The organism is Seohaeicola saemankumensis (assembly GCF_042678485.1).
Taxonomy (GTDB): Bacteria; Pseudomonadota; Alphaproteobacteria; order Rhodobacterales; family Rhodobacteraceae; genus Seohaeicola; species Seohaeicola saemankumensis.
On the sequence record NZ_JBHTKR010000005.1, the window covers coordinates 247,164 to 273,707 of the forward strand.

General features: G+C 63.7%; 26 protein-coding genes. 6 read left to right on the plus strand and 20 right to left on the minus strand.

Annotation, left to right across the window (positions count from 1 at the left end; all coding sequences use genetic code 11):
• The first annotated feature begins 8 nt into the window (after positions 1-8).
• On the plus strand, positions 9-1,922 hold the full coding sequence (locus tag ACFQ3C_RS13485) for an OmpA family protein (protein WP_380792788.1): 1,914 nt from the start codon (positions 9-11) through the stop codon (positions 1,920-1,922).
• Complete coding sequence (locus ACFQ3C_RS13490; RefSeq protein ID WP_380792791.1) at positions 1,919-2,245, plus strand: hypothetical protein; 327 nt, start codon at positions 1,919-1,921, stop codon at positions 2,243-2,245. Before ACFQ3C_RS13485 ends, ACFQ3C_RS13490 begins: the two co-directional genes overlap by 4 nt.
• A 19-nt stretch (positions 2,246-2,264) precedes the next feature.
• Here ACFQ3C_RS13490 and ACFQ3C_RS13495 read toward each other — a convergent pair whose 3' ends face one another.
• Positions 2,265-3,533, minus strand: coding sequence for a PqqD family protein (locus ACFQ3C_RS13495; protein ID WP_380792793.1), 1,269 nt, complete (start codon positions 3,531-3,533; stop codon positions 2,265-2,267).
• A gap of 458 nt (positions 3,534-3,991) precedes the next feature.
• On the minus strand, positions 3,992-5,350 hold the full coding sequence (locus ACFQ3C_RS13500) for a S8 family serine peptidase (RefSeq protein ID WP_380792795.1): 1,359 nt from the start codon (positions 5,348-5,350) through the stop codon (positions 3,992-3,994).
• A 284-nt stretch (positions 5,351-5,634) separates the two neighbouring features.
• On the opposite strand from ACFQ3C_RS13500, the gene ACFQ3C_RS13505 reads away from it, so the two are divergent.
• On the plus strand, positions 5,635-6,174 hold the full coding sequence (locus tag ACFQ3C_RS13505; protein ID WP_380792797.1) for an RNA polymerase sigma factor: 540 nt from the start codon (positions 5,635-5,637) through the stop codon (positions 6,172-6,174).
• Complete coding sequence (locus tag ACFQ3C_RS13510) at positions 6,171-6,923, plus strand: anti-sigma factor family protein (protein WP_380792798.1); 753 nt, start codon at positions 6,171-6,173, stop codon at positions 6,921-6,923. The genes ACFQ3C_RS13505 and ACFQ3C_RS13510 overlap by 4 nt, the downstream gene beginning before the upstream one ends.
• A gap of 10 nt (positions 6,924-6,933) precedes the next feature.
• Here ACFQ3C_RS13510 and ACFQ3C_RS13515 read toward each other — a convergent pair whose 3' ends face one another.
• The 12 genes from ACFQ3C_RS13515 to ACFQ3C_RS13570 form a co-directional block, all read right to left on the minus strand.
• Positions 6,934-7,230 (minus strand): SCP2 sterol-binding domain-containing protein, encoded by a 297-nt coding sequence (locus ACFQ3C_RS13515; protein WP_380792800.1) that lies wholly within the window; start codon positions 7,228-7,230, stop codon positions 6,934-6,936.
• Positions 7,231-7,335: 105 nt separating this feature from the next.
• Positions 7,336-7,779, minus strand: a complete 444-nt coding sequence (locus ACFQ3C_RS13520) for a molybdenum cofactor biosynthesis protein MoaE (protein ID WP_380792801.1) — start codon at positions 7,777-7,779, stop codon at positions 7,336-7,338.
• A gap of 14 nt (positions 7,780-7,793) precedes the next feature.
• Positions 7,794-8,042, minus strand: coding sequence for a molybdopterin converting factor subunit 1 (moaD, locus tag ACFQ3C_RS13525; RefSeq protein WP_380792803.1), 249 nt, complete (start codon positions 8,040-8,042; stop codon positions 7,794-7,796).
• A complete protein-coding gene (pgsA, locus tag ACFQ3C_RS13530) occupies positions 8,039-8,704 on the minus strand; it encodes a CDP-diacylglycerol--glycerol-3-phosphate 3-phosphatidyltransferase (RefSeq protein ID WP_380792805.1) in 666 nt (221 codons plus the stop codon). The genes moaD and pgsA overlap by 4 nt, the downstream gene beginning before the upstream one ends.
• Before the next feature lie 107 nt (positions 8,705-8,811).
• On the minus strand, positions 8,812-9,576 hold the full coding sequence (locus tag ACFQ3C_RS13535) for an ABC transporter permease (protein ID WP_380792806.1): 765 nt from the start codon (positions 9,574-9,576) through the stop codon (positions 8,812-8,814).
• Position 9,577: 1 nt separating this feature from the next.
• Positions 9,578-10,366: an ABC transporter ATP-binding protein gene (locus tag ACFQ3C_RS13540; protein WP_380792808.1), complete on the minus strand. Its 789-nt coding sequence runs from the start codon at positions 10,364-10,366 to the stop codon at positions 9,578-9,580.
• Between the two features lie 81 nt (positions 10,367-10,447).
• Positions 10,448-11,455, minus strand: coding sequence for an ABC transporter substrate-binding protein (locus tag ACFQ3C_RS13545; protein ID WP_380792809.1), 1,008 nt, complete (start codon positions 11,453-11,455; stop codon positions 10,448-10,450).
• Positions 11,456-11,640: 185 nt separating this feature from the next.
• Positions 11,641-13,506 (minus strand): excinuclease ABC subunit UvrC, encoded by a 1,866-nt coding sequence (gene uvrC / locus ACFQ3C_RS13550; RefSeq protein WP_380792810.1) that lies wholly within the window; start codon positions 13,504-13,506, stop codon positions 11,641-11,643.
• A gap of 322 nt (positions 13,507-13,828) precedes the next feature.
• Positions 13,829-14,611 (minus strand): SDR family oxidoreductase, encoded by a 783-nt coding sequence (locus ACFQ3C_RS13555; protein WP_380792811.1) that lies wholly within the window; start codon positions 14,609-14,611, stop codon positions 13,829-13,831.
• A 29-nt stretch (positions 14,612-14,640) separates the two neighbouring features.
• Positions 14,641-15,606 carry a calcium/sodium antiporter gene (locus ACFQ3C_RS13560; RefSeq protein ID WP_380792812.1) on the minus strand — a complete coding sequence of 322 codons (966 nt, stop codon included), beginning with the start codon at positions 15,604-15,606 and terminating at the stop codon, positions 14,641-14,643.
• 172 nt (positions 15,607-15,778) lie between these two features.
• Positions 15,779-16,576 (minus strand): S49 family peptidase, encoded by a 798-nt coding sequence (locus ACFQ3C_RS13565; protein WP_380792813.1) that lies wholly within the window; start codon positions 16,574-16,576, stop codon positions 15,779-15,781.
• Between the two features lie 112 nt (positions 16,577-16,688).
• On the minus strand, positions 16,689-17,207 hold the full coding sequence (locus tag ACFQ3C_RS13570) for a CoxG family protein (protein ID WP_380792814.1): 519 nt from the start codon (positions 17,205-17,207) through the stop codon (positions 16,689-16,691).
• Positions 17,208-17,364: 157 nt separating this feature from the next.
• Between ACFQ3C_RS13570 and ACFQ3C_RS13575 the strand changes: the two genes are divergently transcribed.
• Both ACFQ3C_RS13575 and ACFQ3C_RS13580 read left to right on the plus strand, forming a co-directional pair.
• Positions 17,365-18,348, plus strand: coding sequence for a DMT family transporter (locus tag ACFQ3C_RS13575; RefSeq protein WP_380792815.1), 984 nt, complete (start codon positions 17,365-17,367; stop codon positions 18,346-18,348).
• Positions 18,349-18,466: 118 nt separating this feature from the next.
• Positions 18,467-19,369: a LysR family transcriptional regulator gene (locus ACFQ3C_RS13580; RefSeq protein WP_380792817.1), complete on the plus strand. Its 903-nt coding sequence runs from the start codon at positions 18,467-18,469 to the stop codon at positions 19,367-19,369.
• 96 nt (positions 19,370-19,465) lie between these two features.
• On the opposite strand, the gene ACFQ3C_RS13585 is transcribed toward ACFQ3C_RS13580, so the two are convergent.
• The 6 genes from ACFQ3C_RS13585 to ACFQ3C_RS13610 all read right to left on the minus strand — a co-directional run bounded on the left by ACFQ3C_RS13585 (position 19,466) and on the right by ACFQ3C_RS13610 (position 26,503).
• Positions 19,466-20,455: an ABC transporter ATP-binding protein gene (locus ACFQ3C_RS13585; protein ID WP_380792819.1), complete on the minus strand. Its 990-nt coding sequence runs from the start codon at positions 20,453-20,455 to the stop codon at positions 19,466-19,468.
• Positions 20,448-21,449 (minus strand): ABC transporter ATP-binding protein, encoded by a 1,002-nt coding sequence (locus ACFQ3C_RS13590; RefSeq protein WP_380792821.1) that lies wholly within the window; start codon positions 21,447-21,449, stop codon positions 20,448-20,450. Before ACFQ3C_RS13590 ends, ACFQ3C_RS13585 begins: the two co-directional genes overlap by 8 nt.
• A gap of 4 nt (positions 21,450-21,453) precedes the next feature.
• Positions 21,454-22,368: an ABC transporter permease gene (locus tag ACFQ3C_RS13595; RefSeq protein ID WP_380792823.1), complete on the minus strand. Its 915-nt coding sequence runs from the start codon at positions 22,366-22,368 to the stop codon at positions 21,454-21,456.
• Between the two features lie 12 nt (positions 22,369-22,380).
• On the minus strand, positions 22,381-23,364 hold the full coding sequence (locus ACFQ3C_RS13600) for an ABC transporter permease (RefSeq protein ID WP_380792825.1): 984 nt from the start codon (positions 23,362-23,364) through the stop codon (positions 22,381-22,383).
• A 99-nt stretch (positions 23,365-23,463) separates the two neighbouring features.
• Positions 23,464-25,068: an ABC transporter substrate-binding protein gene (locus ACFQ3C_RS13605; protein WP_380792827.1), complete on the minus strand. Its 1,605-nt coding sequence runs from the start codon at positions 25,066-25,068 to the stop codon at positions 23,464-23,466.
• Positions 25,069-25,246: 178 nt separating this feature from the next.
• A complete protein-coding gene (locus ACFQ3C_RS13610; protein WP_380792829.1) occupies positions 25,247-26,503 on the minus strand; it encodes an aminopeptidase in 1,257 nt (418 codons plus the stop codon).
• Between the last annotated feature and the right edge of the window lie 41 nt (positions 26,504-26,544).

Below are 26,544 nucleotides of genomic sequence, written 5' to 3' on the forward strand. Positions count from 1 at the left end.
GGGGTTTCATGCGCTTTTCCGCCATCGCCATCGTCACCATGACATTCCTTGCTGCCGCGGGTCTGAGCCTTGTCGCAGCAGGATTCTCTGTCAGGACGATCGAGGAGAATTCCGAATACGGCGTGCGCCTTGCCCTGGACGAAAACGCGCTGCCCTGGGCCGAGGTGCAGGCGAACGGGCTTCAGGTCGTGCTGACCGGCACCGCCCCCTCGGAAGCGCTGCGATTCAAGGCGCTGTCGACCGCCGGGGGTGTTGTCGATGCGGCCCGCGTGATTGACGGGATGGACATTCGCGACAGTGCCGGAATCCAGGCGCCGCGCTTTTCGGTCGAGATCCTGCGTAACGAGGGTGGCATCTCGCTGATCGGTCTCGTGCCCGCGTCGATCGACCGCGACAGCATCATGGCGCAGCTGTCACCCATGGCCGACGGCGGCGCGGTGACCGATCTTCTGGAGACCGCCGACTATCCGGTGCCGGACAATTGGGACAGGGCGCTGAGCTTTGGAATCACCGCGCTTGAGTCGATGCCGCGGGCGAAAATCTCGATCGCGGCTGACCGGGTTGCGATCACGGCCATGGCCGACAGCGCAGAAGAGCGCCGCAAGCTTGAGGTCAACCTGGCGCGCCGCGTCCCCACGGGGGTACGGCTGGCGCTGGATATCTCGGCACCCCGCCCGGTGATCACGCCCTTCAACCTGCGTTTCCTGATCAACGACGGCAAGGCACGCTTCGACGCCTGCTCTGCCGATACCGAAGAGGCACAGACCCGCATCCTTGCCGCCGCGCGCGCCGCCGGGATGGAGGAAAAGGGCATCTGCACGATCGGGCTGGGTGTGCCATCGCCGAACTGGGCCCGCGCCGCGGAACAGGCCATCGCGGCCCTGGCGGAAATCGGGGCGGGATCGGTGACCTTCACCGATGCCGACATCACCCTTCTGGCCGAACAAGGCACCGATCAGGCCCTGTTCGACCGCGTGGTCGGCGAGCTGGAAAGCCGCCTGCCCGATGTCTTTGCCCTGACCGCCGTGCTGCCCGCGCCAGAGGTTGCAGACGCCAGGGGCCAGGCCGAATTCACGGCAATCCTGTCGGAAGACGGCAAGGTCGAGCTGCGCGGCCGCATCGGCGACGACACCAGCCGCACCATCATGGAAACCTTCGCCAAGGCCCGCTTTGGCTCGGAGGCCGTACAATCCGCCGTGCGCAGTGACGACACCCTGACCGAGGACTGGACCGTGCGCGTCCTGGCCGGGCTCGAGGCGCTGTCGCGCCTGACCTCTGGCCAGACGACGGTTCTGCCGGACCAGCTGACCGTGACGGGCGCGACGGGAAACGATCGCGCCAGCGCCCAGATCGCGGCCCTGTTGGCGCAGAAGCTGGGCGAAGCGGCCGACTATACGATCAACGTCACCTATGACGAGGCGCTTGATCCCGTTGCGGCCCTGCCGACGCCACAGGACTGCATCCGCCGGATCAACGCGATCCTGTCCACCCGCAAGATCAATTTCGAACCGGGATCCGATACACCGGATGCGGCGGCCGCCGGCATCATCAATGACATCGCCGATATCCTAAAGGAATGCGGCGAACTCAAGCTCGAGATCAGCGGCCACACGGACAGCCAGGGACGCGCAGAGATGAACCAGCGCCTGTCCGAGGCGCGTGCGCTGGCGGTCTTGAACGCGCTGCGTGCCAGGCGCGTGCTGACCTCGTCGATCACCTCGGTCGGTTATGGCATGGATCAACCCATCGCGGACAACGGCAGCGAGGAAGGCCGCGAGGCCAATCGCCGGATCGAATTCCGGCTGATCGGGATCGACGCTGCGGAGGATCAGCAGGGCACCCCGGCGCAAGCAGCCGCAGACGCGGCAAATGGCAATGACAACGGCGCAGACGGCACCGAAAAGCAAGGAAAGCGCGAGTGAACAGAACCGAATTCATCATCGCGACGGCGGTCATCCTTTTTGTGGCCTTCTGCCTGGGGTGGTTCGCCAACTGGCTGATCCATCGCTTCACCCGTGTCTCGAAGGCGGACATCGGAGAGTTGGAGCGCATGGCGCAGGAATTGCACGAGGCCGAAGAAACGCGCGACCAGGCGATCACCTACATGCAGCAGCGCGAGGCCGAACTGAGCAATCAGCTGGCCCAGACCGAGGCAGAGCTGTCGGCCACCATGGAAGGCCTGCGGGAAGCCCGCCACGAGGCCGAGGAAATGCGCGCCTATATCGAGCGGATGAACAACCGCTGATCCGGCTCGCCCGGCTGGATCAGGCCGCCGGCTGCACCAGCGATTCGGATTCGAACGCCCCCAGAAGGCTGGCCACATCCGCCGCGATCTGCGCGGGTGCGACATCCTGGAAAAATTCGGACAGCAGATCGGCGATATCCTGGCCGCTGATCGGTTCCTCCAGCATGGCCCAGATGGCCCGCGCCACCGGGTTCAGGTGGAAATAGCTGTATTCGGTCGCGTGCCACAGGAACAGATCGTCCTGAACCTCGCGCACCGCGACATGCGGGCTGCGCCGATACGTCAGCGCCAGGCTGGCGGGCGGGCGCACCACAGGCTCGATCACGGCTGGCAAGGGCGGCGCGACCGCGACACCCAGGGCCGGCAGGCCGTCGGTGGCAAAGGCGCGACGCAGCAAGGCCACCGCATCCTCGATATCGGAATAAACCAGCTTGAGGCACAGCACCCCCTCGACCATCCGCGTCACCTGGTCGAAATGGGCGGTATCCTCGCCGGGGGCTGAAATATTCTGCCGCACCAGGTGCTGAACGGCCTCGGTCGGCTCCATCCGGTGCAACTGCGCCGGCACATCCTGGCCGCGGGCCAGCACGATGAAAGCCCTGACCGGCGCGCGCGTGCCATGCGGGGCAATATTCGGACCGCACAGGTAGCCATAGCGCCGGTCGGCAGGCCCCATATGGGCATCGACATGGGCGCGAAAGGCATCGGTCACGGTATCGGGCAGGGGCAGGCGCAGGCGCGGGGCCAGCCCCAGGCCAAAGGCCAGGCCATCCTCGAGAACCGGCAGGATGTCATCACAGAACACCGTCATGTCCGGTTCGGCCGTCATGCGCGAGATCAGGGTGCTTTTTCCCGCACGGGCCGGTCCGGTCAGCACCACCAGATGCCCGTTTATCTGCACCGCGCCGCAATGCAGCCCCAGGCAGCCGCGATGCTGGTTGCAGAACGCCTGCGAGATATCGGCGACAACCCCACAGGCCGCGCTGGCGACCTGAAGCCCCGCAAGCGGCTTGTCCAGCCATGGCGAATGCAGGTCCATCCTGTCGCCGTTTCGCCGGATCAGGGACACAGATGTTGCGCCATCGGGACCCTGCGTGTCGGACCCGCTGATCGTGACCTCGGGGGTCCAGCCCACCATCAGCCCGTTCAGCGCGTCCAGAACCTCGGGCGCGTTTTCCAGAAGAACGGCGCCATCAAGACCCGGATACGTCAGGTGCTGCACAACAGGATAAGGGGCGCGCATGTGGCGCACCCCCTCGGTGACCTGCGCGTTGTCGCAGGCCGTCATGTCAGCGCTTGCCTGCGCCCGACGGACCGGACGGACCTGACGCACTTGACGGACCTGACGTCCCGGAGCTGCTCGAGGAGCTCGAGTCGTCCGAAGGTCCCGAAGCACTGGAGGCACCAGACGCACCAGACGCACCGGATGCACCCGAGGACCCACCCGACGCACCACCCGACGCACCGCCAGAGCCGCCACCGGAGCCACCGCCAGAGCCGCCACCGGAGCCGCCACCGGAGCCACCTGCCCCACCGCCCGAGCCACCGCTCGACGCATGGGCCGCACCCAGATGCATCATCACGGGCGCAACATAAAGCACGCCAGACGCAAGGCCGAGACGGGCCAGCAGAGCCCGACGCGAAACGCTGGTCTTGGAATTCTGTTCAGACATGTTTCTCATCCTTTCCACTCATGACACCGCAACATCAAGCGGCCATGCAATAAGAACGGCACCGTGCCCCGGACTATTCCCCGCTGACCGAAAAAACTTCGGAAACCTCACCCTTGCAGGAGCCGGGCGCCGAAACCAGCCCGTTGCCATAGACCGGATCATACCCTGCTTGCCCAAGATCGGTGGCGCAATCGATCAGTTGCTTGACCGCGCTCGCCAGCGGGGCTTTCGGATCCCGCATCCGCTGCACGGCCAGCGCCGCAGTCACGAAGGGGGCGGCATAGGATGTCCCCGACTTGAGCCGCCCGCCCGAGACCGAAGCCGCCGTCCAGACGCCCACACCGGGCGCTGCAAGACTGATGTAGGGCCCCTGGTTCGCCTGGCGGTAGATACGCTGCCGGCTATCCACGGCGGTTACCGCGATCACATGGGGCCAGGCCGCGGGATAGGCAGGTTTTGCCCCGGCGCCGCCATTGCCGGCCGCCGCCACAAGCGCCACCGATCTAGCCGCGGCTTGCGCGGTAATCTGGCGCAGCACCGCGTTTTCAGGACCCGAAAAGCTGAGGTTGATGACACTGACGCCTTCACCCAGAAGCAGGTCAACCGCCGCCGCAAGCGAAAAGGCATCGGCCTGGTCGCCACCACGCCCGCGATGGAATGCTTCGACCGCAATCAACCGGGCATTTGGCAAAAGACCCGGAACGCGACTGTCCATGCGCCCCAGCAAAAGGGCGGCAATTGCCGTGCCGTGCTGCCGACCCGAGGCGTTGCGATCACCGATATCGGCCTGATAGACCTTCAGTTTCTGGCCCCGCAGTGCATCATGATCGACATTGATCCCTGTATCTATCATGCCGATGCGGGGTGCGAAGGCACTGGGCCAGCCTGACCAGCTGATCATCTCATGGGCCGCACAGGATCCGTTCCTGCAGGGGAAATCATCCGTCGTGTAAAGATGATTGGCATCTGCCGTGGCCCCCGGCAGACGACGGGCCAGTTCGGTCTGCGCCTGCGCGGATGTGCGCCCGAAGGGCAATTCAAGCCGCACAAGGCGTTGGTTCAATGTGTTGTTGTTACGCGATCCCAGAACGCGGTACCCCAGCGCCTCGACCGCGGCCACGCTCTGCCCGGCTGGCAGGGCCAGCAGGATTTCTTCTCGCACGCCGTCGCCGTCGCGTTGCGAACTGATTGGCCCCGATGCCCGCGACGCGCCGCTGGCCCCCGAAGCGCCCGAGGCGCCCGAGCTGCCGCCGCTCCCCCCGCCGCTACCGCCACCGCTGCCGCCACCGCTGCCACCTCCACCGCTGCCACCTCCACCGCCATCGCCGCCGCCACCCGAGGCGCGCGCCATGCCCAGCGCGGTCAGGGCCGGTGCCGTATAGGCGATCGTCCCCGCCAGTCCGATCCGTCGCAAAAGGGCGCGACGCGCCATGTCCGGGCTCTGGGCTGTGTCTGTTCTTGGGCCTGTGGTCCTCTTGGACATACCTTGTACTCCTCTGACAGGCAGGGCCGGCAACACCTTCAACCGATCTGACGCCTTGCGTTCCGCAATCCCCTGCGCGACGCCATGGTTTCACAAAACAACAACGCAGCAGACCTGTCTGCTATTCCCTGATCGGTTCATTTTTTTGACAATACCCGGAATAAAATCGCTGTCGTGCCGTTTTCTGCCCGGTAACAAGTTTAAAGTGCCGTAGGTTCACGAGGGAAAACTCCGTGTCAGATGCGATCCGCAACGAGATGATCCAAATACTTCCCCGCCTGCGTGCTTTCGGGCGGAGCCTGACAGGTGTGCAGGATCAGGCTGACGATCTTGTGCAAGTGACCGTGGAAAAGGCGCTGCGCCATATCGACAGCTACCAACCGGGAACGCGACTGGACAGCTGGATGTTTCGCATCATGCGCAACGCCTGGATCGACAGCCACCGGGCGCGCCGCAACACCGTGGCGCTGCACGATGTGGAAAGCGTATCCCCCCTGATCGGCGAGGACGGTCGCGACGTGACCGAGAACCGCGTTTACCTGGCACAGGTCCGCCTTGCGATGGGCGCGCTGCCTGAAGACCAGCGTGCCGTTCTGATGCTCGTCTGTGTCGAGGGGCTGCGCTACCGCGAAGTGGCCGAGGCGCTGGGCATCCCCGAAGGCACGGTGATGAGTCGGCTGTCGCGGGGCCGCATGGCGCTTGCACAAGCCTTGAACATGACGACCGAGACAGATGGCCATGCGGCCGGACACACCCAGGGGACAACCCGATGACCCAGAAACACCAATCGAATGTGAGTGACGACATGCTGATGGCCCTTGCCGATGGCGAATTGACCGGACCCGACGCCAGCAAACTGCTTGCGCGGATCAAGGCCAGCCCGGACCTGACCGCGCGCTTTGCGACATTCACCGCAACCGCGAAAGCCCTGCGCGACGCGATGGATCCGAGCAGCGTGCCGGATCATCTGATCGCCACAGTGCTGACAGCGCCGATGGGAGAGGCTGATACAAACATCGCCGATACGAACAATACGGGCGCGACCGTCACGCCACTGCGGGCCAGGGCGAAGGTGGCACCGGCGCGGGCGGTCTGGTCGATGGCCATGGCGGCGTCATTTGCCGTGGCCGTGGGCATCGGCGGCTTCTTGGCAGGGCGCGGCATGGCCCCTGCCCCCGCTGGGCTGGAAAGCGCGGCCATGGCCCTGACCGGCACGGCCACAGGCGGCAGCGCGATGCTTGCCGATGGCAGCGCCGCCCGCGTGCTTGGCAGCTTTGACACCGATATCGGCCTTTGCCGGCTGATCGCGCTGGATCGGGCGGATGGCCACGCGGGCCGTGCGGTTGTCTGTCTATCGGAAAACAATGGCTGGCAAACGGCGCTTTCGGTTTCGGAAGGATCCTCGAACATGTTCCTGCCCGCATCGGACATGGCCGTCGGCCTGATCGACGACTTCCTGAACGGGATCGGCGCAGGCGCGCCGATGTCACCCGAAGACGAGGCGCGCACCCTGTCACGATAGCGCAGAGGGCTCAGGCAATCAGGATCGCACTGACCTTGAGGGCGCGTTGCGGGCTGCCTTTGACCTTGAGCTTGCCCATCATTAAGGCCGCAGCCGGGTTCTGTTCGCTAGACAGGATACTGCGAAACACCTGTTCCGTGGCGGCCAGGGTCACATCTGCGGCCTCGTCCCCGATGGCGGCGCGGGCCCCGGTGGTGTCCAGCATCACCGCACCTTCGCCCGCGATCTCAAGCCGTGCGGTACCCTGCAACTGGCCGGTCACGCGCGGGCCAAGGAAGGCGATGAAATCTTCAAGGATGGCGGACATGGCGCGGGCTCCGGGTGACAGGACTTGGTGGTACCCCCGCAGGTCAAACGATTGCGGCGCGATTTGCCAAGTGCGACCTCGCGTCAGCCCCGCGTTGCGCGCGGATTACCAGCGGGTCAGCGCGTCTTCGTCCTCATCCTTGGCGGCCACCCAGCTTTCACCGTCTGCGCCCTGTTCCTTTTTCCAGAAAGGCGCGCGGGATTTCAGGTAGTCCATCAGGTATTCCGCCGCCTCAAAGGCATCACGGCGATGGGGCGCGGCGGTCGCGACCATCATTATCATCTCGCCCGGCCGCATCGGCCCATAGCGGTGAATCACCAGAACATCGCCAAGCGACCAGCGCGCCTGCGCCTCGGCGGCGATCTTTTCCAGCGCGCGTTCGGTCATGCCGGGATAATGTTCGATCATCATCTGTCGCAGCGGATGCGCGGGATTGTCGCGCACCACGCCGGAAAACGTGACGATGGCCCCCATGTCGGTCCGGCCTGCCGCAAAGGCATTGGCCTCGGCGCCCAGGTCAAAGGGGCTTTGCTGCACCACGATCCGCATGACAGCCCCCCTTGTCAGCCGCCGGTCATCGGCGGGAAGAACGCAACCTCGCGCACGCCGGCAAGCGGCGCGTCGAAATCGGTCAGGTCCTGGTCCACGGCCACACGCAGCGCGGACAGATCCGAAAAGGCCAGGGCATAGCGTTCTTCGCGGGCGCGCAACTCCGCGACCAGGTCGGCCACGGTGGCCGCCTGCGTGTCGACCTGTTCGCGCGCCAGCCCGATCCGTTCACGGACCCAGGCGAAATAAAGAATATCGATCATCTGTCTTCCCTCAGGAGCGGCTGGGCCTTGCGGAAATAATCCACCCCCGTGATCAACGTCAATGCCGCCGCGATCCACAGCAGGGTCAGCCCGAGGTTGCCAGACCAGATCATGCCTGCCAGCTTCCAGCGCAGGCCATGCAGATCCGGTTGCCGGCCCTCGATGACTGCCAGAACCGTCGCCTCGTCCATGCCGTAGATGATCATGCCGAAGTAATGTTCGAACACGCCCTGTGCAAAAAGAACGGCGATGGCGACCATCTGGGTTGTGGTCTTCCACTTGGCCAGGCTCGTGACCTTCAGCGTGCCGGCCACATCGCCAAGAAACTCGCGCAGGCCGGATACAAACACTTCGCGGAACAGGATCACGGTCGCCGGCAGCACCAGCCAGGGCGACATCGAGGAATAGCCCACGATCACCATCAGCGCGATGACCACCATCGCCTTGTCCGCGATCGGATCCAGCATCGCGCCCATCTTGGTTTCCTGCTTCCATTCACGCGCAAGATAGCCGTCGAACCAGTCCGTGATGGCCGCCGTCACGAACAGCATCAGCGCGAACCAGTCAGCATAGGGCCTTGTGAAATAAAGAAACATGACCGCCACGCCGGGGGCAGCCAACAACCGTCCAGCGGTCAGGATATTCGGCAGGGTCCATGTCATGCCTCATACCTAGCGGGTCTTTTGCGCACAGGGAAGGCGATAAGATGGGCGCCGGCGCACACAACCGACAGGGCAGACGAGTATTTCGGGAACGATGAAGCCGCAGGTCAGGATTGCGGGCGTTCGGCCCATCCCGCAAAGATCCGCTCGAGCGCCACGACCGCGTAATAGAGCACGATCCCCAGGCAGGCGAGCGCGATCAGAACCGCGAACATCAGCGGATAATCGCCATTGGTCTCACCCGATTTGAACAGCGCGCCCAGACCGCGCCCATGGGGCGAGACGATCTCGACCAGGTTGGTTCCGATGAAGGCCAGCGTGACCGAGACCTTCAGCGCGCCGAAGAATTCCGGCAGCGTCTTGGGCAGCGCGATCTTGCGGAAGATCGTGACGCGCGATGCCCCAAGGCTGCGCAGGATATCGCGATATTCCGGCTCCAGCGTGGACAGGCCGATACCCACCGATACGGCAATCGGAAAGAAGGAAATCAGGAACGCCATCAGAACCGTGTTGAAATCGTGCTGACCGATAAAGATCAGCGCGATGACCGGCACCAGCGTCGCCTTGGGAATGGCGTTGAAACCGACCAGCAACGGATAAAGCGCATCGCGCGCGATCCGGGAAAAGCCCATGGCCATGCCCAGCAGCGTGCCGAACAGCACGGCCAGCCCCAGACCCGCCACAGTCCGCCACAACGTCTGCCAACCCATTTCGATGAAAAGATGGCTGTAGCGCGCAAAGGCGGGCGGCAGATCCGAGGGCGAGGCCATCTTGTAGTTGGGCCAGTCATTGACCCAGACGATGAATTCCCACAGCCCCAGGAAGGCCAGGATCGCAAGCGTCGGAACGGCGATTTTCTGAAGCGTTTCCATGTCAGTGCACCTCTCCGTCACGACCCTGGGCGATCCGGATCTGGTCGCGCAGCAGATGCAGCATGTCGGCGGCCTCGGGCGTATAAAGACTGTCGATGGTGCGATCGGCGGGCAGGTCCACGCGCAGCACGTGCTGCGTGCGCGCCGGACGGCCCGACAGCACGATCACCTGGTCGCCCAGAAAGACGGATTCGCGCAGGTCATGGGTGATCAGCACGCAGGTAAAGGGTTCCGCCGCACGCAGGTCGCGCATCGTCTGCCACAGATCCTCGCGCGTGAAAGCGTCAAGCGCGCCGAAAGGTTCGTCCATGATCAGCACATCGGGCTTGTGCACGATGGACCGGCACAGCGAGGCACGCTGGCGCATGCCCCCCGACAGTTCGGACGGGCGCTTGCCCTCGAAACCCTTCAGGCCCACCATTTCCAGCAGATGCATCGCGCGGGCCTCGCGGTCGCGTTGCGGCATCCGGGGGGCCACGATTTCCAGCGGCAGGATCACATTGTCCAGGATCGTGCGCCATTCCAGCAGCACGGGGTTCTGAAAGGCCATGCCCACGGTCTTGCGCGGCGATGTCACGCGTTCGCCATGCAGCCAGACCTCGCCCTGATCGGGCTTCATCAGCCCGGCCACCAGCCGCGTGAGGGTGGACTTGCCACATCCCGACGGGCCGACCACCGCGCAGAATTCACCCTCGGGAACCGATACGTTCAGATTGTCCAGCACCGGCAGGGGGCCGGCCTTGGTGCGGTAGGCGTGTGTGACGCCCTTGATCTCGATCAGGTTCGACATGTGCTGGAACAACCCCGAAACGCGTCACATGGAAAAAAGGCGCCCCCCTGGAGGGAAGCGCCATGTCTTGGGCTGGCCGGATTACTTCAGCATCAGGCTGCCGTCAGAGGGCAGGTAATCGGGCGTATAATACAGCGATACATCGGGGGCATTCACGAATTGATAGACCGATTTGGTCTGCTCGATCGCGGTTGCCATGCGGGCGGGATCGATATTGCCCATGCCATTGGCCTTGACCCAGTCGGTCAGGACGTTGGCATCCACAGCCATTTGCAGACGGCGCTTTTCAAGCGCGGGGTCGGCGGCAGGGTTGCGCTTGATCAAAGCCTCGATCGCCATGTCGGGATCGGCGATGGCGTCTTTCCAGCCCATCGCGACCGCACGCAGGAAGCTGGTCACGGCCTGGGGGTTCGCGGCGGCAAAATCGGTGTTCACGATCACCGCGTTGCCATAAAGCGCCACGCCATTGTCGGCCATCAGCAGAACCGTGATGTCATCCTCGGGCACGCCCAGACGGATCAGGTTCAGGGTAGAGGAGAACGAAAAGCCGGTGACGGATGCCACCTTGCCCTCGGCCAGCATCGGCTCGCGCACGGGGAACCCCACGGGCTCCACGGTGATCGACGCCATGTCGAGGCCGTTTTCCGCGGCGAAGATCGGGAACTGCGCCCAGGCGCCATCGGGGGGCGGCGCGCCCAGAACCTTGCCTGCCAGATCGGCCGGGGTTTCGATGCCCAGCGACTTGCGCCCGACGACCGCGAACGGCGGCTTGTCATAGACCATCATCGCCGCAATGACCGGGGCGCCGGGGTTCTGATCCAGGAATTTCATCAGGCTGTTGATGTCGGCGAAACCGACCGGGAACGCGCCAGTGGCAACCTTCGGGATGGCATCAAGCGAACCTGCACCTTCCGAGATCTCGACGCTCAGGCCTTCGGCCGCGAAATGGCCCTTGTCCACAGCCACGAAATAGGGCGCGGCGGGGCCTTCGAATTTCCAGTCCAGCGCGAAGGGCATCGCGGTCTGGGCGGCCAGCGAACTGGCCAGTGTAACGACAGCGGCGGCGGCCGCAAAAGTGGTACGGATCATGGATCACTCCCGGTTGGACACTTGCGTCAGTTCTGCATCTTTGCCTGACAGTTGCACGACCAGGGCGGGCGGCGCACGGTCCCGACAGATGCGCCGACACTCATTATGCCCGATATCTATGCCGAATGTCGCAGCCTGTCTACAATTTAGGCGTGCCGCAAAGCGGGCCATCTGCACGGCAGATATCAGCCTTTTTCGTGGAAGAAGGCGTGAATCGTCTCGGCCATGGCGTCCGAAATGCCCGGCGCGGCCTTGAGGTCCTCAAGCCCCGCGCGGCTGACCGCCTTGGCGCTGCCGAAATGGGCCAGAAGCGCGCGTTTGCGGCTGGCCCCCACGCCTGGCACATCATCCAACGGGGTTGCCCCCACCGATTTGCTGCGCTTGGCACGGTGCGTGCCGATGGCAAAACGATGCGCCTCGTCCCGCATGCGCTGCACGAAGTAAAGCACGGGATCGTTACGGCGCAAGGCGAAGGGCCGCTGGCCGACGCGGTGGAATTCCTCTTTGCCGGCGTCGCGGTCGATACCCTTGGCAACGCCGATCATCGGAATGTCCTGCACCCCATGTTCGCCCATGATCTGCGCCACGGCGCTGACCTGTCCCGCGCCCCCGTCGATCAGCAGCAGGTCCGGCCACAGACCCAGCGAACGATCGGGGTCCTCCTTCTGAAGCCGCTTGAAACGGCGGGTCAGCACCTCTTTCATCATCCCGAAATCATCGCCCGGCGTCAGGTCATCGCCACGGATGTTGAACTTGCGGTACTGGCCTTTCACGAACCCGTCGGGACCCGCGACGATCATTGCCCCGACCGCATCGGTGCCCTGAATATGGCTATTGTCATAGACCTCGATCCGCTGCGGCGGCGTCGGCAGATCGAACGCCTCTGCCAGCCCAGCCAAAAGCTTGGTCTGGGTGGCACTTTCGGACATTTTCCGCGCCAGCGACTCGCGCGCGTTGCGCGCGGCCCCTTCGACAAGCTCGGCCTTTTCGCCACGCTGCGGCACAAGGATCTCGACCTTGCGGCCCAGCCGTTCTGACAGCGCGTCCTGCATCAGATCGGGGTTTTCCAAAGGATGCGACAGGATCAGCTGCCGGGGCGGTTCCTTGGTGTCGTAGAACTGACCGATGAAGGCTTCCAGCACTTCGGGCGCTTCGATGTCAGACCCGACGCGCGGATAGAAATCGGCATTGCCCCAGTTCTGATGGGCCCGGATGAAGAAGACCTGCACACAGGCCTGCCCGCCCTCCATATGCAAGGCGATCACATCCGCCTCGGCCACGCCGCGCGGGTTGATGCCCTGCACCGTCTGCACCTGCGTCAGCGCGCGGATCCGGTCCCGCAAGGCGGCGGCGCGTTCGAATTCCATCTCGTCCGAGGCCTGCTGCATCTGCGCGGCCAGCGTTTCCTGCACTGCGGTCGAGCGACCCGAAAGAAAGCGCACGGCATCCGCCACTGTTGCCGCGTAATCCGCCTTGGAGATCTGCCCCGTGCACGGGGCCGAGCACCGCTTGATCTGGTGCAGCAGGCAGGGCCTTGTCCGGCTGGAGAACATCGCGTCCGAACAGTTTCGCAGCAAGAACACCTTCTGCAACTGGTTCAGCGTCCGGTTCACAGCACCCGCACTGGCGAAGGGGCCGAAATACTGCCCCTTGTCCTTGCGCGCGCCGCGATGCTTGGTGATCATCGGAAAGTCGTGATCGCCAGTGATCAGGATATTCGGAAAGCTTTTGTCATCGCGCAGCAGCACGTTGTAGCGCGGCTTGAGCTGCTTGATCAGGTTCTGCTCCAGCAGCAGGGCCTCTGTCTCGGTCCGGGTGGTCAGGAACATCATCCCGGCGGTTTCCGAGATCATCCGCGCGATCCGCCCCGAGTGACCCGAAGGGCGCGCATAGTTCGACACCCGTGCCCGCAGGTTGCGCGCCTTGCCCACGTAAAGCACACGGCTTTGTGCATCCAGCATCCGATAGACACCCGGAGAGCCGTCAAGCGTCTTCAGATAGTCCTGGATCAGAGCATGTCCGGTCAGCGGTTGTGCGGGTAATTCGGTCATGGTTTCAGAGGTATGATTCTTCCGGTGCCTCTGCAATCTTTGTGAGGCCGGGGCAAGGGTAAACCTGTCCACGGTTTCTGTGGATAACTCTGCCGATAAGTTTTCGGCATCGGGAAATTTTCCTTAGTTACAGCCCGCTTCTCTGTATTGCCTGTTTTTTAGACATATTAATAAGCATCTGTTATTAAACGTAATTTTTTTGCCATGCTGCAAAATATTGAAAACATTAAAGTTTTTGTAACGATGTCGTAACCGCGTCGTGAACAGTGCAAAACTTTGACGTCCCTTGCCCCGCATATCCGTCGAAACGGCATTCAAGGGCCTATTCGACACCCAGCACATCAGGCGTCTGCCAGCCCAGATGCTGGCCGCCGTCGACGCAGATCAACTGTCCGGTCACGGCGGGCGCATCCAGGAAATACCCAAGCGCCGCGGTGATATCAGCCGGATTTGCGCCCCGCCCCAGAACGGTTGCCGCGCGCTGGTCGGCAAAGTGCCGGTCGGACTGGCGCGCGCCCTGCAAGGTCGGCCCCGGACCGATCGCATTGACCCGGACCCGCGGCGCCAGCGCCTGGGCAGAGGTTTGCGTCAGGGCCCAAAGCCCCATCTTGGCCAGGGTATAGGTCATGAACTCGGGCGTCAGCTTACGGACCCGCTGATCGATCATGTTGATGACAAGCCCCTGCGCCACGGGTTCGCCTGCGTCATCCTGCACCGCTTCGGGGATGGCCGCGGCCATGCCTTGGGTCAGAACGAAAGGGGCCCGCAGGTTGCTTTCGAAATGCCGGTCCCAGCTGGTACGGGTCGCGCTGGCGATGCTGTCATATTCGAAGATCGAGGCATTGTTGATCAGGCAGGTCACCGGCCCGCCCAATGCCTGCATGGCATCAGGGATCAACCTTTGGGTTGCTGCCTCATCCAGAAGATCGGCCTGCAGCGTCACGGCGCGGCGCCCCTTGGCGCGAACCAGGGCGGCCACATCCTCGGCCTCGGATTTCGACGCGGCGTAATGTACGGCCAGATCAAACCCGCGATCCGCCAGGTATAGCGCCATGGAACGGCCCAGCCGTTTGCCTGCCCCGGTCACCAGCGCGATCTTTTGCATTTGCCTACCCCTTTGCCTGCCCCGATGGGTCAGATGAACATCATCGATACATAGGTCGCGTAGAACACGATCAAGATGATACCCCAGGCGCGCCCGATATTCTGACGCAGGAAGACAAACGGGATCAGCAACAACGAGGCCGCCAGCATCACCCACAGATCATAGGTCAGGAACTGGCTATCGACCGGGATCGGTGCGACCAGGGCGGCAATCCCGATGATGGCCAGCAGGTTGAACAGGTTCGACCCGATCACGTTGCCAAGCGCCACATCGGCCTGCCTGCGGACAGCGGCCATGACCGTTGTCGCAAGCTCCGGCATCGACGTGCCGACAGCCACCAGCGTAAGCCCGATCACGGTCTCGCTGATGCCGAAGGTGCGGGCGATCACGGTTGCGCTGTCCACAAGGATATCCGCGCCCAGCGGCAGACCGATCAGGCCCAGCACCAGGAACGTGACGATCTTCCACCAGGGCATGTCGGGATCGGCGCCTTCGAGGTCGTCAAGGTCATCCGTCCCGTCCACGCCTTCGGCCACGACAGCCGCGATCTTGTGATTGCGCGCATCACGGAACATGTCGGCCAGGGCCAGCGCCAGCGCGCCCAGCATGATCAGCGCGGCGATCCAGTCGAACACGCCACGGAAGGCCAGCAGGATGAACAGCACCGAGGCCGCGATCATCACCACGAAGCTTTTGCGCGTGTCATGTTCCGCCGTGTGCATCACCGCGATCAGCGCCGGAATGCCCAGCACCAACAGGATGTTCGCGGTATTCGACCCAACCACATTACCCAGCGCGATCCCTGGCACGCCGGACATGGCCGCCTGGACCGAGATCAGCAATTCGGGCGCGGATGTGCCGAAGGCCACGATGGTCAGGCTGACGATCAGCGCCGGGATCCCGATCCTGAGGGCCAGGTTCACCGCCCCTTTCACCAGCGCATCGCCAGCAAACAACAGGATCACAAGCCCAAGGGCTGCCATCAACCAAACCATCGTCTATCCTTTTCGATGTCCACAGGAACACGGGCCACGCCCTATGCGATAACGCCCGCAAGACGGGCATCGCGCCGATTGAAGGCGCTTTTGCCCGGGGAATTTCAGCTTGCCGAACATGGCAAGAACGCCCATGCCCACAAGAAACAGAACAACAATCTTGAGGATCACGTCATAGCCCGAAACGCGCGAAAGCCGCCCGCTCCTCTATTCCGGCAAGGGCGTCCTGCGCCAGGGTTGCACCAAACCGCTGGAACAGGCCGCGACGACGCCCGTAGCGGGCAAAGCGCGTCTTGTCGCCATAGAGCTCCTTGAGCTTTGGCTCCAGGTGACCGATCCCGTCGATCAGCCCCAGCTCATGCGCCCGCGCGCCCAACCAGAACCGGCCCGTGAAAAGGTCGGCATCATCCGCCAGCTTGGCGCCACGCCGTGACCGGACATAGGCCACGAAACTGTCGTGCAGGCCGCCAAGCAGTTCTTTCAGGCGCGCCACGTCTTCGGGTTTTTCCGGCAGGAAGGGATCCAGCATGCTCTTGGAGTCAGCCGAGGTATAGACCCGACGTTCGACACCCTGGCGCGCCAGCGCCACATGCGCGCCGAAGCCCGCCGAGATCACGCCGATCGACCCCACGATCGAACCGGTATCGGCCCAGATGTCATCGGCCGCCGCGGCCAGCCAATATCCGCCAGACGCCGCCACATCCTCGACAAAGGCATGAACCGGCACTTTCCGCTCTGCCGACAGCCGCCGGATCCTGGCGGCAATCAGCGCCGATTGCACGGGCGAGCCTCCGGGCGAGTTGATCACAAGCGCCACGGCTGCGGGCTTGCCGCGCCGGAAGGCGCGCTCCAGCACGGGTCCCATGACCTCGTCGCTCAGCGGGCTGCGCGGCCCGGAGCCGATGCTGCCAGCCAGGCGCACGACAGATACAACGGGGTCTGCCTTCAGGAAGGGTATAAAGCGTTTCATGGCCTGCATGTAGAATGTGCCCCCCTGACAAACAAGGCGCGCAGGCCAAACAACCGGCAGCCGGGGCGGTTTATTTCGCCCCAGGCCCACCGATATGCCGCGACGGCCGGTTTCAGCCTTTCAGACGGCTGAGCCAGCCTTTCTTCGCAGGGGCATCTGTCGTTGCGTCATCCTCGGCCGCCACATCGGCGGGGCCTTCAATGACCGTCTGGAAATTCTCGAAGAACTGGTCGGCCATCTTCTTGGCGAAACCATCGATCAGCCGGCTGCCCAGTTGCGCCAGCTTGCCGCCGACTTTCGCCTCGACGTCATAGATCAGGCGGGTGCCTTCGGGGATATCCTCAAGGCGCACCTTGGCCTCACCCTTGGCGAAACCCGCCGCACCGCCCTTGCCTTCGCCGGACAGTGTCAGGCTTTCCCCCTCGACCATGTCGGACAGAACCACCTGCCCCTTGAATGTCGCTTTCACCGGGCCGACCTTCTGTACCACCGTCGCCTCGAAGCCGTCAGCGGGATTGCCCGTCACCTCTTGCGCGCCGGGCACGCAATCCTTCAGCACATCCGCGCTGAGCAAAGCTGCCCAGACATCGGAGCGGGGGGCCTTGATGTCGCGTTGGTCGTTCATCTGCATGGGTGTTCAGTCCTTCCTGAGCCGCGTGTCGGCATGGTCTTCGCGCCAGACTACCCCAGCGTCGCGGCTGCGCCAAGCCGTGAGGCGCGGTTGCAAAAAGATGCTGGCCCGCGGCCGTCGTCAGGGATAGGCATGACGTGATTGCAAAGGTATCCCCATGCGAACGCCCCTTGTCACCGTCCCGCAAAACACCGCCGCGGGCATTCTGTTCGTGCTGGCGGGCATGACGGCGATCTCGATCAACGATGTGCTGATCAAGCAGCTGTCAGGGGGCTACCCGCTGCATCAGATGGTCTTCATCCGGTCGGCGATCGGGATCATTTTCAGCCTGATGCTGGTGCAGATGGAAGGCGGCTTCGGCATCCTGCGGACCCGCACGCCGGGGCTGCACCTGATGCGGGGGCTGCTGGTCGTGATCTCGAACCTGACCTATTTCGCGGCGCTTGCCGTGATCCCGCTGGCCGAGGCGACAGCGCTTTTCTTCGTGGCGCCGCTGATGATCACCCTGCTGTCGATCCCGCTGCTGGGCGAAAAGGTGGGCCCCCTGCGGATGGCCGCGGTCACGGTCGGTTTCGGCGGCGTGGTTCTGATGATGCGACCATGGGAAAGCAGCACGGAGGTGTCGCGCTTCATCCTGTTCCTGCCTGTCCTGTCGGCGCTGACCTATGCGCTGAACCAGATCATGACCCGAAAGCTGGGTGCCACGACCCGCGCCTCGGCCATGGCGGTCTATATCCAGGGGATCTTCATCGTGGTCTCGCTGGGCTTCTACGCGGTGGCGGGCGACGGGCGCTTTGCCGAAGGGGTCGAAAACGGATCCGTGCAATTCCTTCTGCGCGCCTGGGTCTGGCCCGAAGGGAACGACCGCTGGCTGTTCATGGGGCTGGGGCTGAATTCCGCCATCATCGGCTTTGCGCTGGCCCAGGCCTACCGGCTGGCGGATGCGGCGGTGGTCGCCCCCTTCGAATACATCGGCCTGCCGCTGGCGATCTTCTGGGGCTGGCTGATCTGGGGTGACATCCCGGCTCCGGTCGTCTGGGCGGGCAGCGCGCTGATCCTTGGATCGGGGCTGTTCGTCTTCATCCGCGAAAGGATGCAGAACCGCCGCCCGCCACTGCCGCCGGTGCAGGGCCGGCAATAGCGCCGAGGCGCAGGGCCGAGGGGTCGCATGCGCTCCGCGCGGGGATATTTGGAGCAAGAAGAAACAGGGCGCCGGAAATCCCCTTTCGCGGGGCGGGCTTTAGCGCGATAGTCAGGGCATGATCGAGAAACTGGAGATGTTCATCGCCCTGGCGCGCGAGCAGCATTTCGGCCGCGCGGCCGAAGCCTGCGGCGTCACGCAACCCAGCCTCTCGGCAGCGATCAAGCAGCTTGAGGATCAACTTGGCGTCATGCTGGTGTGGCGCGGCTCGCGCTTTCAGGGGCTGACACCCGAAGGCCAGCGCGTTCTGGAATGGGCGCGCCAGATCGTGGGCGACGCGCGCACCATGCGAGAGGAAATGCGTACCGCGAAGCAGGGCCTGTCGGGCAACCTGCGCCTGGCGGTGATCCCCACGGCGCTGACGATGGTATCGGACCTGACAACGCAATTCAGCCGACGCCATCCCAACGTGCGTTTCACGGTCCGCTCCAGCACCTCGGCCGAGATCCTGGCGCTGTTGGAGAATTTGCAGGTCGATGCCGGCATCAGCTATCTGGACAACGAGCCGCTGGGACGCGTTTCGACGGTCCCGCTCTATGATGAACGCTATTGCGTGGTGTTGCGCGCCGACGATCCCCTTGCGGCACAGGGGGAACTGCGCTGGTCAGACCTTGGCGATCTGCCCCTTTGCCTGCTGACACCCGACATGCAGAACCGTCGCATCATCAACCTGCACATGGCCGAAGCCGGGGTGAGCGCGGCCCCCAAGGTCGAGGCGTCATCGGTCATCGTATTGATCAGCCATGTCCTCGCCGGGGGCTGGGCCACGGTCCTGCCGCTGAAGGCGGCCGAGATCTTCCTGGCCGGTGGCGACCTGGTTGCCTTGCCGCTGACCGCGCCGGACGCACATCACGCCGTCGGCCTGATCGCACCCTATCGCGAACCGCATACCCCGGTTCTGGCGGCCCTGATGCAGCAGGCGCATACGATCGCGGAAAAACGCCCCGGCACCGTCGCCTGACTCTCGGGCGGCACGATCTTTGCTTCCGACGCGGGGATTGGCCCGCGTCTGAGTTCTTCTTGCTTCAAATATCCAGTAACCGGACCGTGCCGCTGCTCAGGCGGTTTTCTGGTCCAGCGCGAAGCAGGCCGCATATCCCGTCGCCGTCGCTACCGCCAAGGGCGCATCAACCTTGCAACGCGGCATCGCCAGAGGGCAGCGCGGATGAAAGGCGCAACCGGGGGGCGGGTTGATCGGGTTCGGGATCTCGCCTTCCACCGGTTTGCGGCGACGACCTGACAGCGCCAGATCCGGCACCGCATCCAGCAGCATGCGCGTGTAGGGGTGCTGCGGGTCGGTAAACAGGCGCTTGCCATCCGCCACCTCGACCAGCCGGCCCAGATAAAGCACCCCGATCCGGTTCGCCATGTGACGCACAACGGAAAGGTCATGGCTGATGAACAGGTAGGTCAGCCCCATCTCGTCCTGCAGATCCTTCATCAGGTTGAGGATCTGCGCCTGCACCGACACATCCAGCGCCGAGGTCGGTTCGTCGCAGACGATGAATTCGGGCTTGGAGGACAGCGCGCGCGCAATCGCGATCCGCTGGCGCTGACCGCCTGAAAACTCATGCGGGAACTTCTCGGCATCCTTGGCGGACAGGCCGACCGTGTCCAGAAGCTCGCCCACGCGATTGGACACATCCGCACCCTTCAGCAGGCCGAAGGTATGGATCGGCTCGGCAATGATATCGCCCACGCGCCAGCGCGGGTTCAGGCTGGCGAAAGGATCCTGAAAGATCATCTGGAAACGACGCCGCAATTCGCGCATCTCGGCGCCTGCCGTGCCGGTCATGCGGTGGCCATCGAACGCGATCGTTCCCTCGGATGCCCCCAGAAGTCCCACGACCATCTTGGCGATGGTCGATTTGCCGGACCCGCTTTCGCCCACCAGCGCGAAGGTCTCGCCGCGCTTGATCTCGAAGCTGACATCGGCCACGGCGGTCAGATATTGCTTTTCCTCGCGTTCGAGCACCCGGTTCAACCAGGGTTTGGACACATCGAAGTAGCGGGTCAGATGGTCGATCTTCAGCAATGCATCAGACATCGGCCTTCTCCTTCGTCGCGACGCTTGCTGCATCATAAAGCCAGCATGCCACCTTGCGCCCGTCCCCGCGCTCGATCGGATCGGGGCGATCTCTGAAGCAGCGGTCAAAGGCACGTTCGCAGCGCGGGTTGAAGGCGCAGCCCTGCGGGATCGCGTTCAGCCGCGGCATCGCGCCGGGGATCTGCACCAGGCGCGCATTGTCCTGTGTAAGCGTCGGGATCGAGCCCATCAGCCCGGAGGTATAGGGATGCTCGGCCGCGGTGATCACCTCGCGTACCGGGCCGATCTCGGCCAGGCGCCCGGCATAGAGCACCGCCACCCGATCCGCCGTTTCCGCGATCACGCCCATGTCATGGGTGATCAGCATCACGGCAGCCCCGCGTTCGGCGCAGATTTCCTTGATCAGGTCGATGATCTGGCTTTGCACCGATACGTCCAGCGCGGTTGTCGGCTCGTCCGCGATCACCAGTTCAGGCTCGGCGCAGAGCGCCAGCGCAATCACCACACGCTGCCGCATCCCGCCCGAGAAATGGTGCGGATAATCGTCGATCCGGCGCGCGGCGGCGGGAATGCCCACACGGTCAAGCAGGGCGATGGCGCGCCTGCGCGCCTCGGCGTCGGACAGATCCATATGGGTGCGGATCGTTTCGATCAGCTGCTGGGCCACCGTGTAAAGCGGGTTGAGGCTGGTCAGCGGGTCCTGGAACACCATCCCGATCCGCTTGCCGCGGATGCGGCGCATGGATTCGGCATCCAGGTTGTCGATCCGCTGGCCTTTCAGCAGGATCTCACCGCCCGCAATCCGGCCCGGCGGCTCCAGCAGGCCGATGATCGCAGCGCCGGTCAGGGATTTGCCGGCCCCGGATTCGCCGACCACACCCAGCACTTCGCCGGGCATGATGTCAAAGGACACGTCGTCGATCGCGGTCAGGATGCCGCGGCGGGTGGGAAATTCGACCCGCAGGTTGCGGACGGATAGCAGAGCGTCGGTCATGATCTTACCTCAGCCTTGGGTTCAGCGCGTCGCGCAGCCAGTCACCCAGCAGGTTGACGGACAGCGCCAGTAGCAGCAGCGCGATGGAGGGGAACAGGATGATCCACCATTCGCCCGAGAACAGATATTGCTGACCGATGCGGATCAGCGTCCCAAGGCTGGGCTGCGTCGGCGGCACGCCCACGCCCAGGAAGGACAGCGTCGCCTCGGCAATGATAGCCAGCGCCAGGCCGATGGTCGCGATCACCAGAACCGGGCCCATCACGTTGGGCAGGATATGCCGCAGCACGATGCGGGTGGGATGCACACCGATCACACGCGCGGCCTGCACGTATTCCTTGGACTTTTCGACCATCGCCGCGCCGCGCACCACGCGGGCATATTGCACCCAGTCGGACAGGCCGATGGAGACGATCAGCACCCAGATCGCGACCTCCTCGCGCATGGTGGGGGGAATGAACCCGCGCGCCACACCGAAAATCAGCAGCGCGATCAGGATCGACGGAAAGGACAGCTGCACATCGGCGATCCGCATCAGAAGGCTGTCCACCCAGCCGCCGCGCCATCCGGCCAGCAGGCCCAGCCCGATCCCCAGCACCATCGAAAAGACCACGGCGGCAAAACCCACGAAAAGCGAGATGCGCGCGCCGTACAGGATGGTCGAAAAGATATCCCGGCCCTGGTTGTCAGTCCCCATCAGGTAGCTGTTGCCGGTGAACTGGTTCGGCACACCCGGCGGCGTGAAGCCGTCCATCAGATTGAGCGAGGCGGAATCGAAAGGGTTGAAGGGCGCGATCCAGGGGGCCAGAACCGCCCCCATGATGATGATCAGCGCCACCACCGAGGCGACGATGGCCACGGGCGAATGACGGAAGGACCAGGCGATGTCGCTGTCCCACATGCGTGCAAGCCGGTTCATGGCAGCCTCTCCTTAATGGCGGGTGGCGGCGCGGTCCACGCGCAGGCGCGGGTCCACGACGTAATACAGCAGATCGACGATCAGGTTGATGATCACGAAGACCAGCGCAATCAGCATCAGGTAGGCGGCCATCACCGGCACATCGACAAAGCGCACCGAATTGATGAACAGCGCCCCGACACCTGGCCACTGGAACACGGTTTCGGTGATGATCGCGAACGCGATGATCGAGCCAAGCTGAAGACCCGTGATCGTGATCACCGGCACCATCGTGTTCTTCAGCGCATGGCCGAAATGCACGGCGCGATTGCTCAGGCCACGGGCGCGGGCGAACTTGATATAGTCGGTTCGCAGCACTTCCAGCATCTCGGCCCGGACCAGGCGCATGATCAGCGTCATCTGGTAAAGACCAAGCGTGATCGCCGGCAACACGAGCGATGCGCGGCCCGAAGGCGTCAGAAGCCCGGTCGTCCAGTTGCCGATCTGCACGGTATCGCCGCGTCCGAAACTGGGCAGCCACTGCAATTCGACCGCGAAGACCCAGATCAGCAGCACACCGATCAGGAAGGTCGGCAGCGACACTCCGATCAGCGACACGGTCATGATGGTGTTGGACAGCCAGCCATTGCGGCGCAGCGCTGTATAGACGCCAAAGCCCACACCAAAGACGAAGGCCAGCACTCCGGACACCAGCGCCAGTTCCAGCGTGGCAGGCAGGCGCGACAGGATCAGCTCCATCACCGGCTGTTGCAACCGGTAGGAAATCCCGAAATCACCCTGCACGGCCCGGCCAATGAAGGTGGCGAATTGCGTCAGGAACGGATCGTTCAGCCCCAGCAGCTCGCGCAGCGCCTCGCGGTCTGCGATCGTCGTTTCCTGTCCGACCATCGAGTTGATCGGATCGCCCACGTAACGGAACAGGGCGAATGACACCAGTGCCACGACCAGCATCACAAGCACCGATTGCAGGATCCGTCGGATGATATAGGCCAGCATGGTAAATCCGTCCTTCGCCGCAAATTAGGTCAGTCTTGCTGTCTTAAAGCAAAACGCCCGCGCAGCGATAGACTGCACGGGCGCAAGGATCAAGCAGGATCAGTTGCCGAAGGTGACCGTGGTCATCTTGGGCTGGTTTTCAGGATGAACATCCAGGTTGATGCTGTCCTTCATTGCATAGGCCAGCATCTGGTTGTGCACGCTCAGGAAGACGCGGTCTTCCATGACCTTGCCCCAGATTTCCGCAATCAGCGCATCGCGCGCCGCAAGATCGGTCAACGTCGCCAGCTGTTCGATCTTCGCATCCAGATCCGGGTTGGAATAACGCGACCCGTTGTAGCTGCCGTAGCTGTCTTCGCGGGAATGCACCAGGAAGTTGAAGATATAGGCGCTGTCGAAGGTCGGCACGCCCCAGCCCAGCAGGTAGAAGTCGGTTTCCCACTTCTCGATCAGCGGGAAATGCAGGCTGCGCGACTGCGACACCAGATTGGCGTTGATCTTGGCGCGGCCCAGCATGCCGACCAGGGCCTGGCAGATCGCCTCGTCGTTCAGGTAGCGGTCATTCGGGCAGTGCAGGTCGATCGAGAAACCGTCGGGATAACCCGCCTCGGCCACCAGGGCTGCGGCACGCTCGTAATCGGGCTTGCCATAGGCGCTCATCTCGGCGGTCCAGCCGTTCACGAAAGGCGGCAGCGGTGCCGCCGTCGGCTGCGACTGGCCGCGCATCACGACCTGCTGGATCGCGTCACGGTCGATCACCAGCGACAGGGCTTCGCGCACTTCGGGCTTCTTGAACGGGTTGTCATCCACATTGGCCGAGATCAGCTTGTCCGAGGTCATGTCATAGGAGAAGAAGATGTTCCGGTTCTCGGGGCCGGTTGCGATCTTGATGCCATCGGTCTGCTGAAGGCGTGCGATATCCTGCACGGGCACGTCCTGCACCACATCCACCTCGCCCGACAGAAGGGCAGCGACACGGGTCGCGGCTTCGGCGATCGGGGTATAGATGATCTCGGTCACGGCGGGGGCCGTATCCCAATGATCCGCGAACGCGGCCATCACGGTACGCACTTCGGGGTCGCGGGACACCAGCGTGTAGGGGCCGGTACCGTTGGTGTTACGCACGGCGAAGTTTTCCTCGCCAGCCGCGAAGTTCTGCGGCAGGACCACGTCATTCGCCTCGGCCCAGCCCTTGTCCATCACGAAGGTGTTGGTCAGGTTCTGCACATAAAGCGGCGACGGCCCGGTCATCTTGACGTGTACGGTGTAGTCGTCGACCATCGACACGCTTTCAACCGCGGAATGCAGCGCCTTGAAACCCGAGCTTTCCGCCCGCGCGCGATCCAGCGAGAAGACGACGTCTTCGGCGGTGAAATCAGATCCGTCATGGAACTTGACGCCTTCACGCAGCTTGAACACCCAAACGGTGGGATCTTCGGCGCTGATCATCCATTCGGTGGCCAGACGCGGCTGGAGCGAGCCGTCGGTGGCACGGCCAACCAGCGTTTCATAGATGTGGTGCAGCAGCGTCGAGGTCGGCCCCTCGTTCTGCGAATGCGGGTCAAGCGTCAGCGCATCGGCGACACGCGCCCAGCGCAGGGTTTCGGCGCTTGCCGCGGTCATGGTCAGGGCCAGAGCGGCGCCAGCCATCAGCATGGCGCGCCCGGTACGCACAAAGGCGCCCGCGTTCTGTTTGGAAAACATGGATATACTCCCATAGATGTGCCGAGAGGTCCGACAAGTCGCCCCCCGGTCGTTTGCAGCTATTTCTGTCCCGCAATGCGGATGGTGCGCGAAAGATACCTGTTAGCGCCGATCAGGTGCAACCCGTTTCGCAAAACGCCCGCCCGCAGCTATCGCAACGTCAAGCAGGACGCGATCATCAGGCCCATTCACCTTTGCGGAAAACAGGCACCCGGCGCCCATCGGCCTGCACGCCGTCGATGTCGATCTGATCGGATCCGATCATCCAGTCGATGTGGATGGCGCTGCTGTTGCCGCCCTGCGCCGCGACCTGCGCGGCGGTCATGCTTTCACCGCCCTTGAAGCATTTGGAATAGCACTGGCCAAGCGCGATATGGCAGGCCGCATTTTCATCGAACAGCGTGTTGTAGAACAAAAGACCCGACTGCGAGATGGGCGAGCCATGCGGCACCAGCGCCACCTCGCCCAGGCGGCGCGCACCCTCGTCGGTGTCCAGCACCTTGCGCAAGACGTCCTGCCCCCTTGTGGCATGCGCCTGGGTGATGCGCCCGCCTTCAAAGTGGACGCGGATGCCGTCGATCAGGCTTCCCTGGTGCGACAATGGCTTGGTCGAGGACACATGCCCTTCGACGCGCAGCGCATGCGGCGTGGTAAAAACCTCCTCGGTGGGAATGTTGGGATTGCAGACGATCCCGTTGCGCGCAACCGAAGCGCCACCCATCCATTCATGCCCATCGGCCAGCCCCACGGTCAGATCGGTGCCCGGCCCGGTGAAATGCAGCGCATGGAACGCCTGCCCGTTCAACCAGTCGGACCGTTCGCGCAGCTTGGCGTTATGCGCGGCCCAGGCCGCGACCGGATCGGCCTGATCCACGCGGGAGGCGGCAAAGATGGCCTGCGCCAGCCTGCCGACAGCCGCATCGGCGGACAGGTCCGGGAACATCAGCTGCGCCCAGGCGCGCCCCGGCCAGGCGACGATGTTCCAGTTGATCGCGAAATTCGTGATCCGTTCGCGCGCCGGTGTATAGGCGATGGAATTGGCCTTGTTGGCGCGCCCGACCTTGTCGGGGTCTTCTGCAGCAAGCAGCATCGGATCGTCGCCGACAATGGCCAGACGCGCCGCATTGGCGTCAAACGCCTGCCCCATGCCGTCATAAAGCCAGCCCGCCGCCCGGTCAAAGCTGGCCTCCGCACCATGGCGATACCGCGCCAGCGCGACCTCGGGATCGGAAAACAGCGGCGTCACCAGCCCCGCCCCGGCCCGATAGGCATGTTCCGCAATCCGCCGCACCAGCGGCAGAGCCTCGATCGGGGCGGTCATCACAAGATCCTGGCCCGGCTGGAGGTTCAGCCCCACCTTGACGGCCAACTCTGCCAAACGGTCAAGGCTGGCCGCGTCGATAGGTCCGGCTGTCGGTGTCTCGTGGCGCGTCATCTGGGTTCCCTTCACTGTGATATGGCTGGACCATAGCCGCG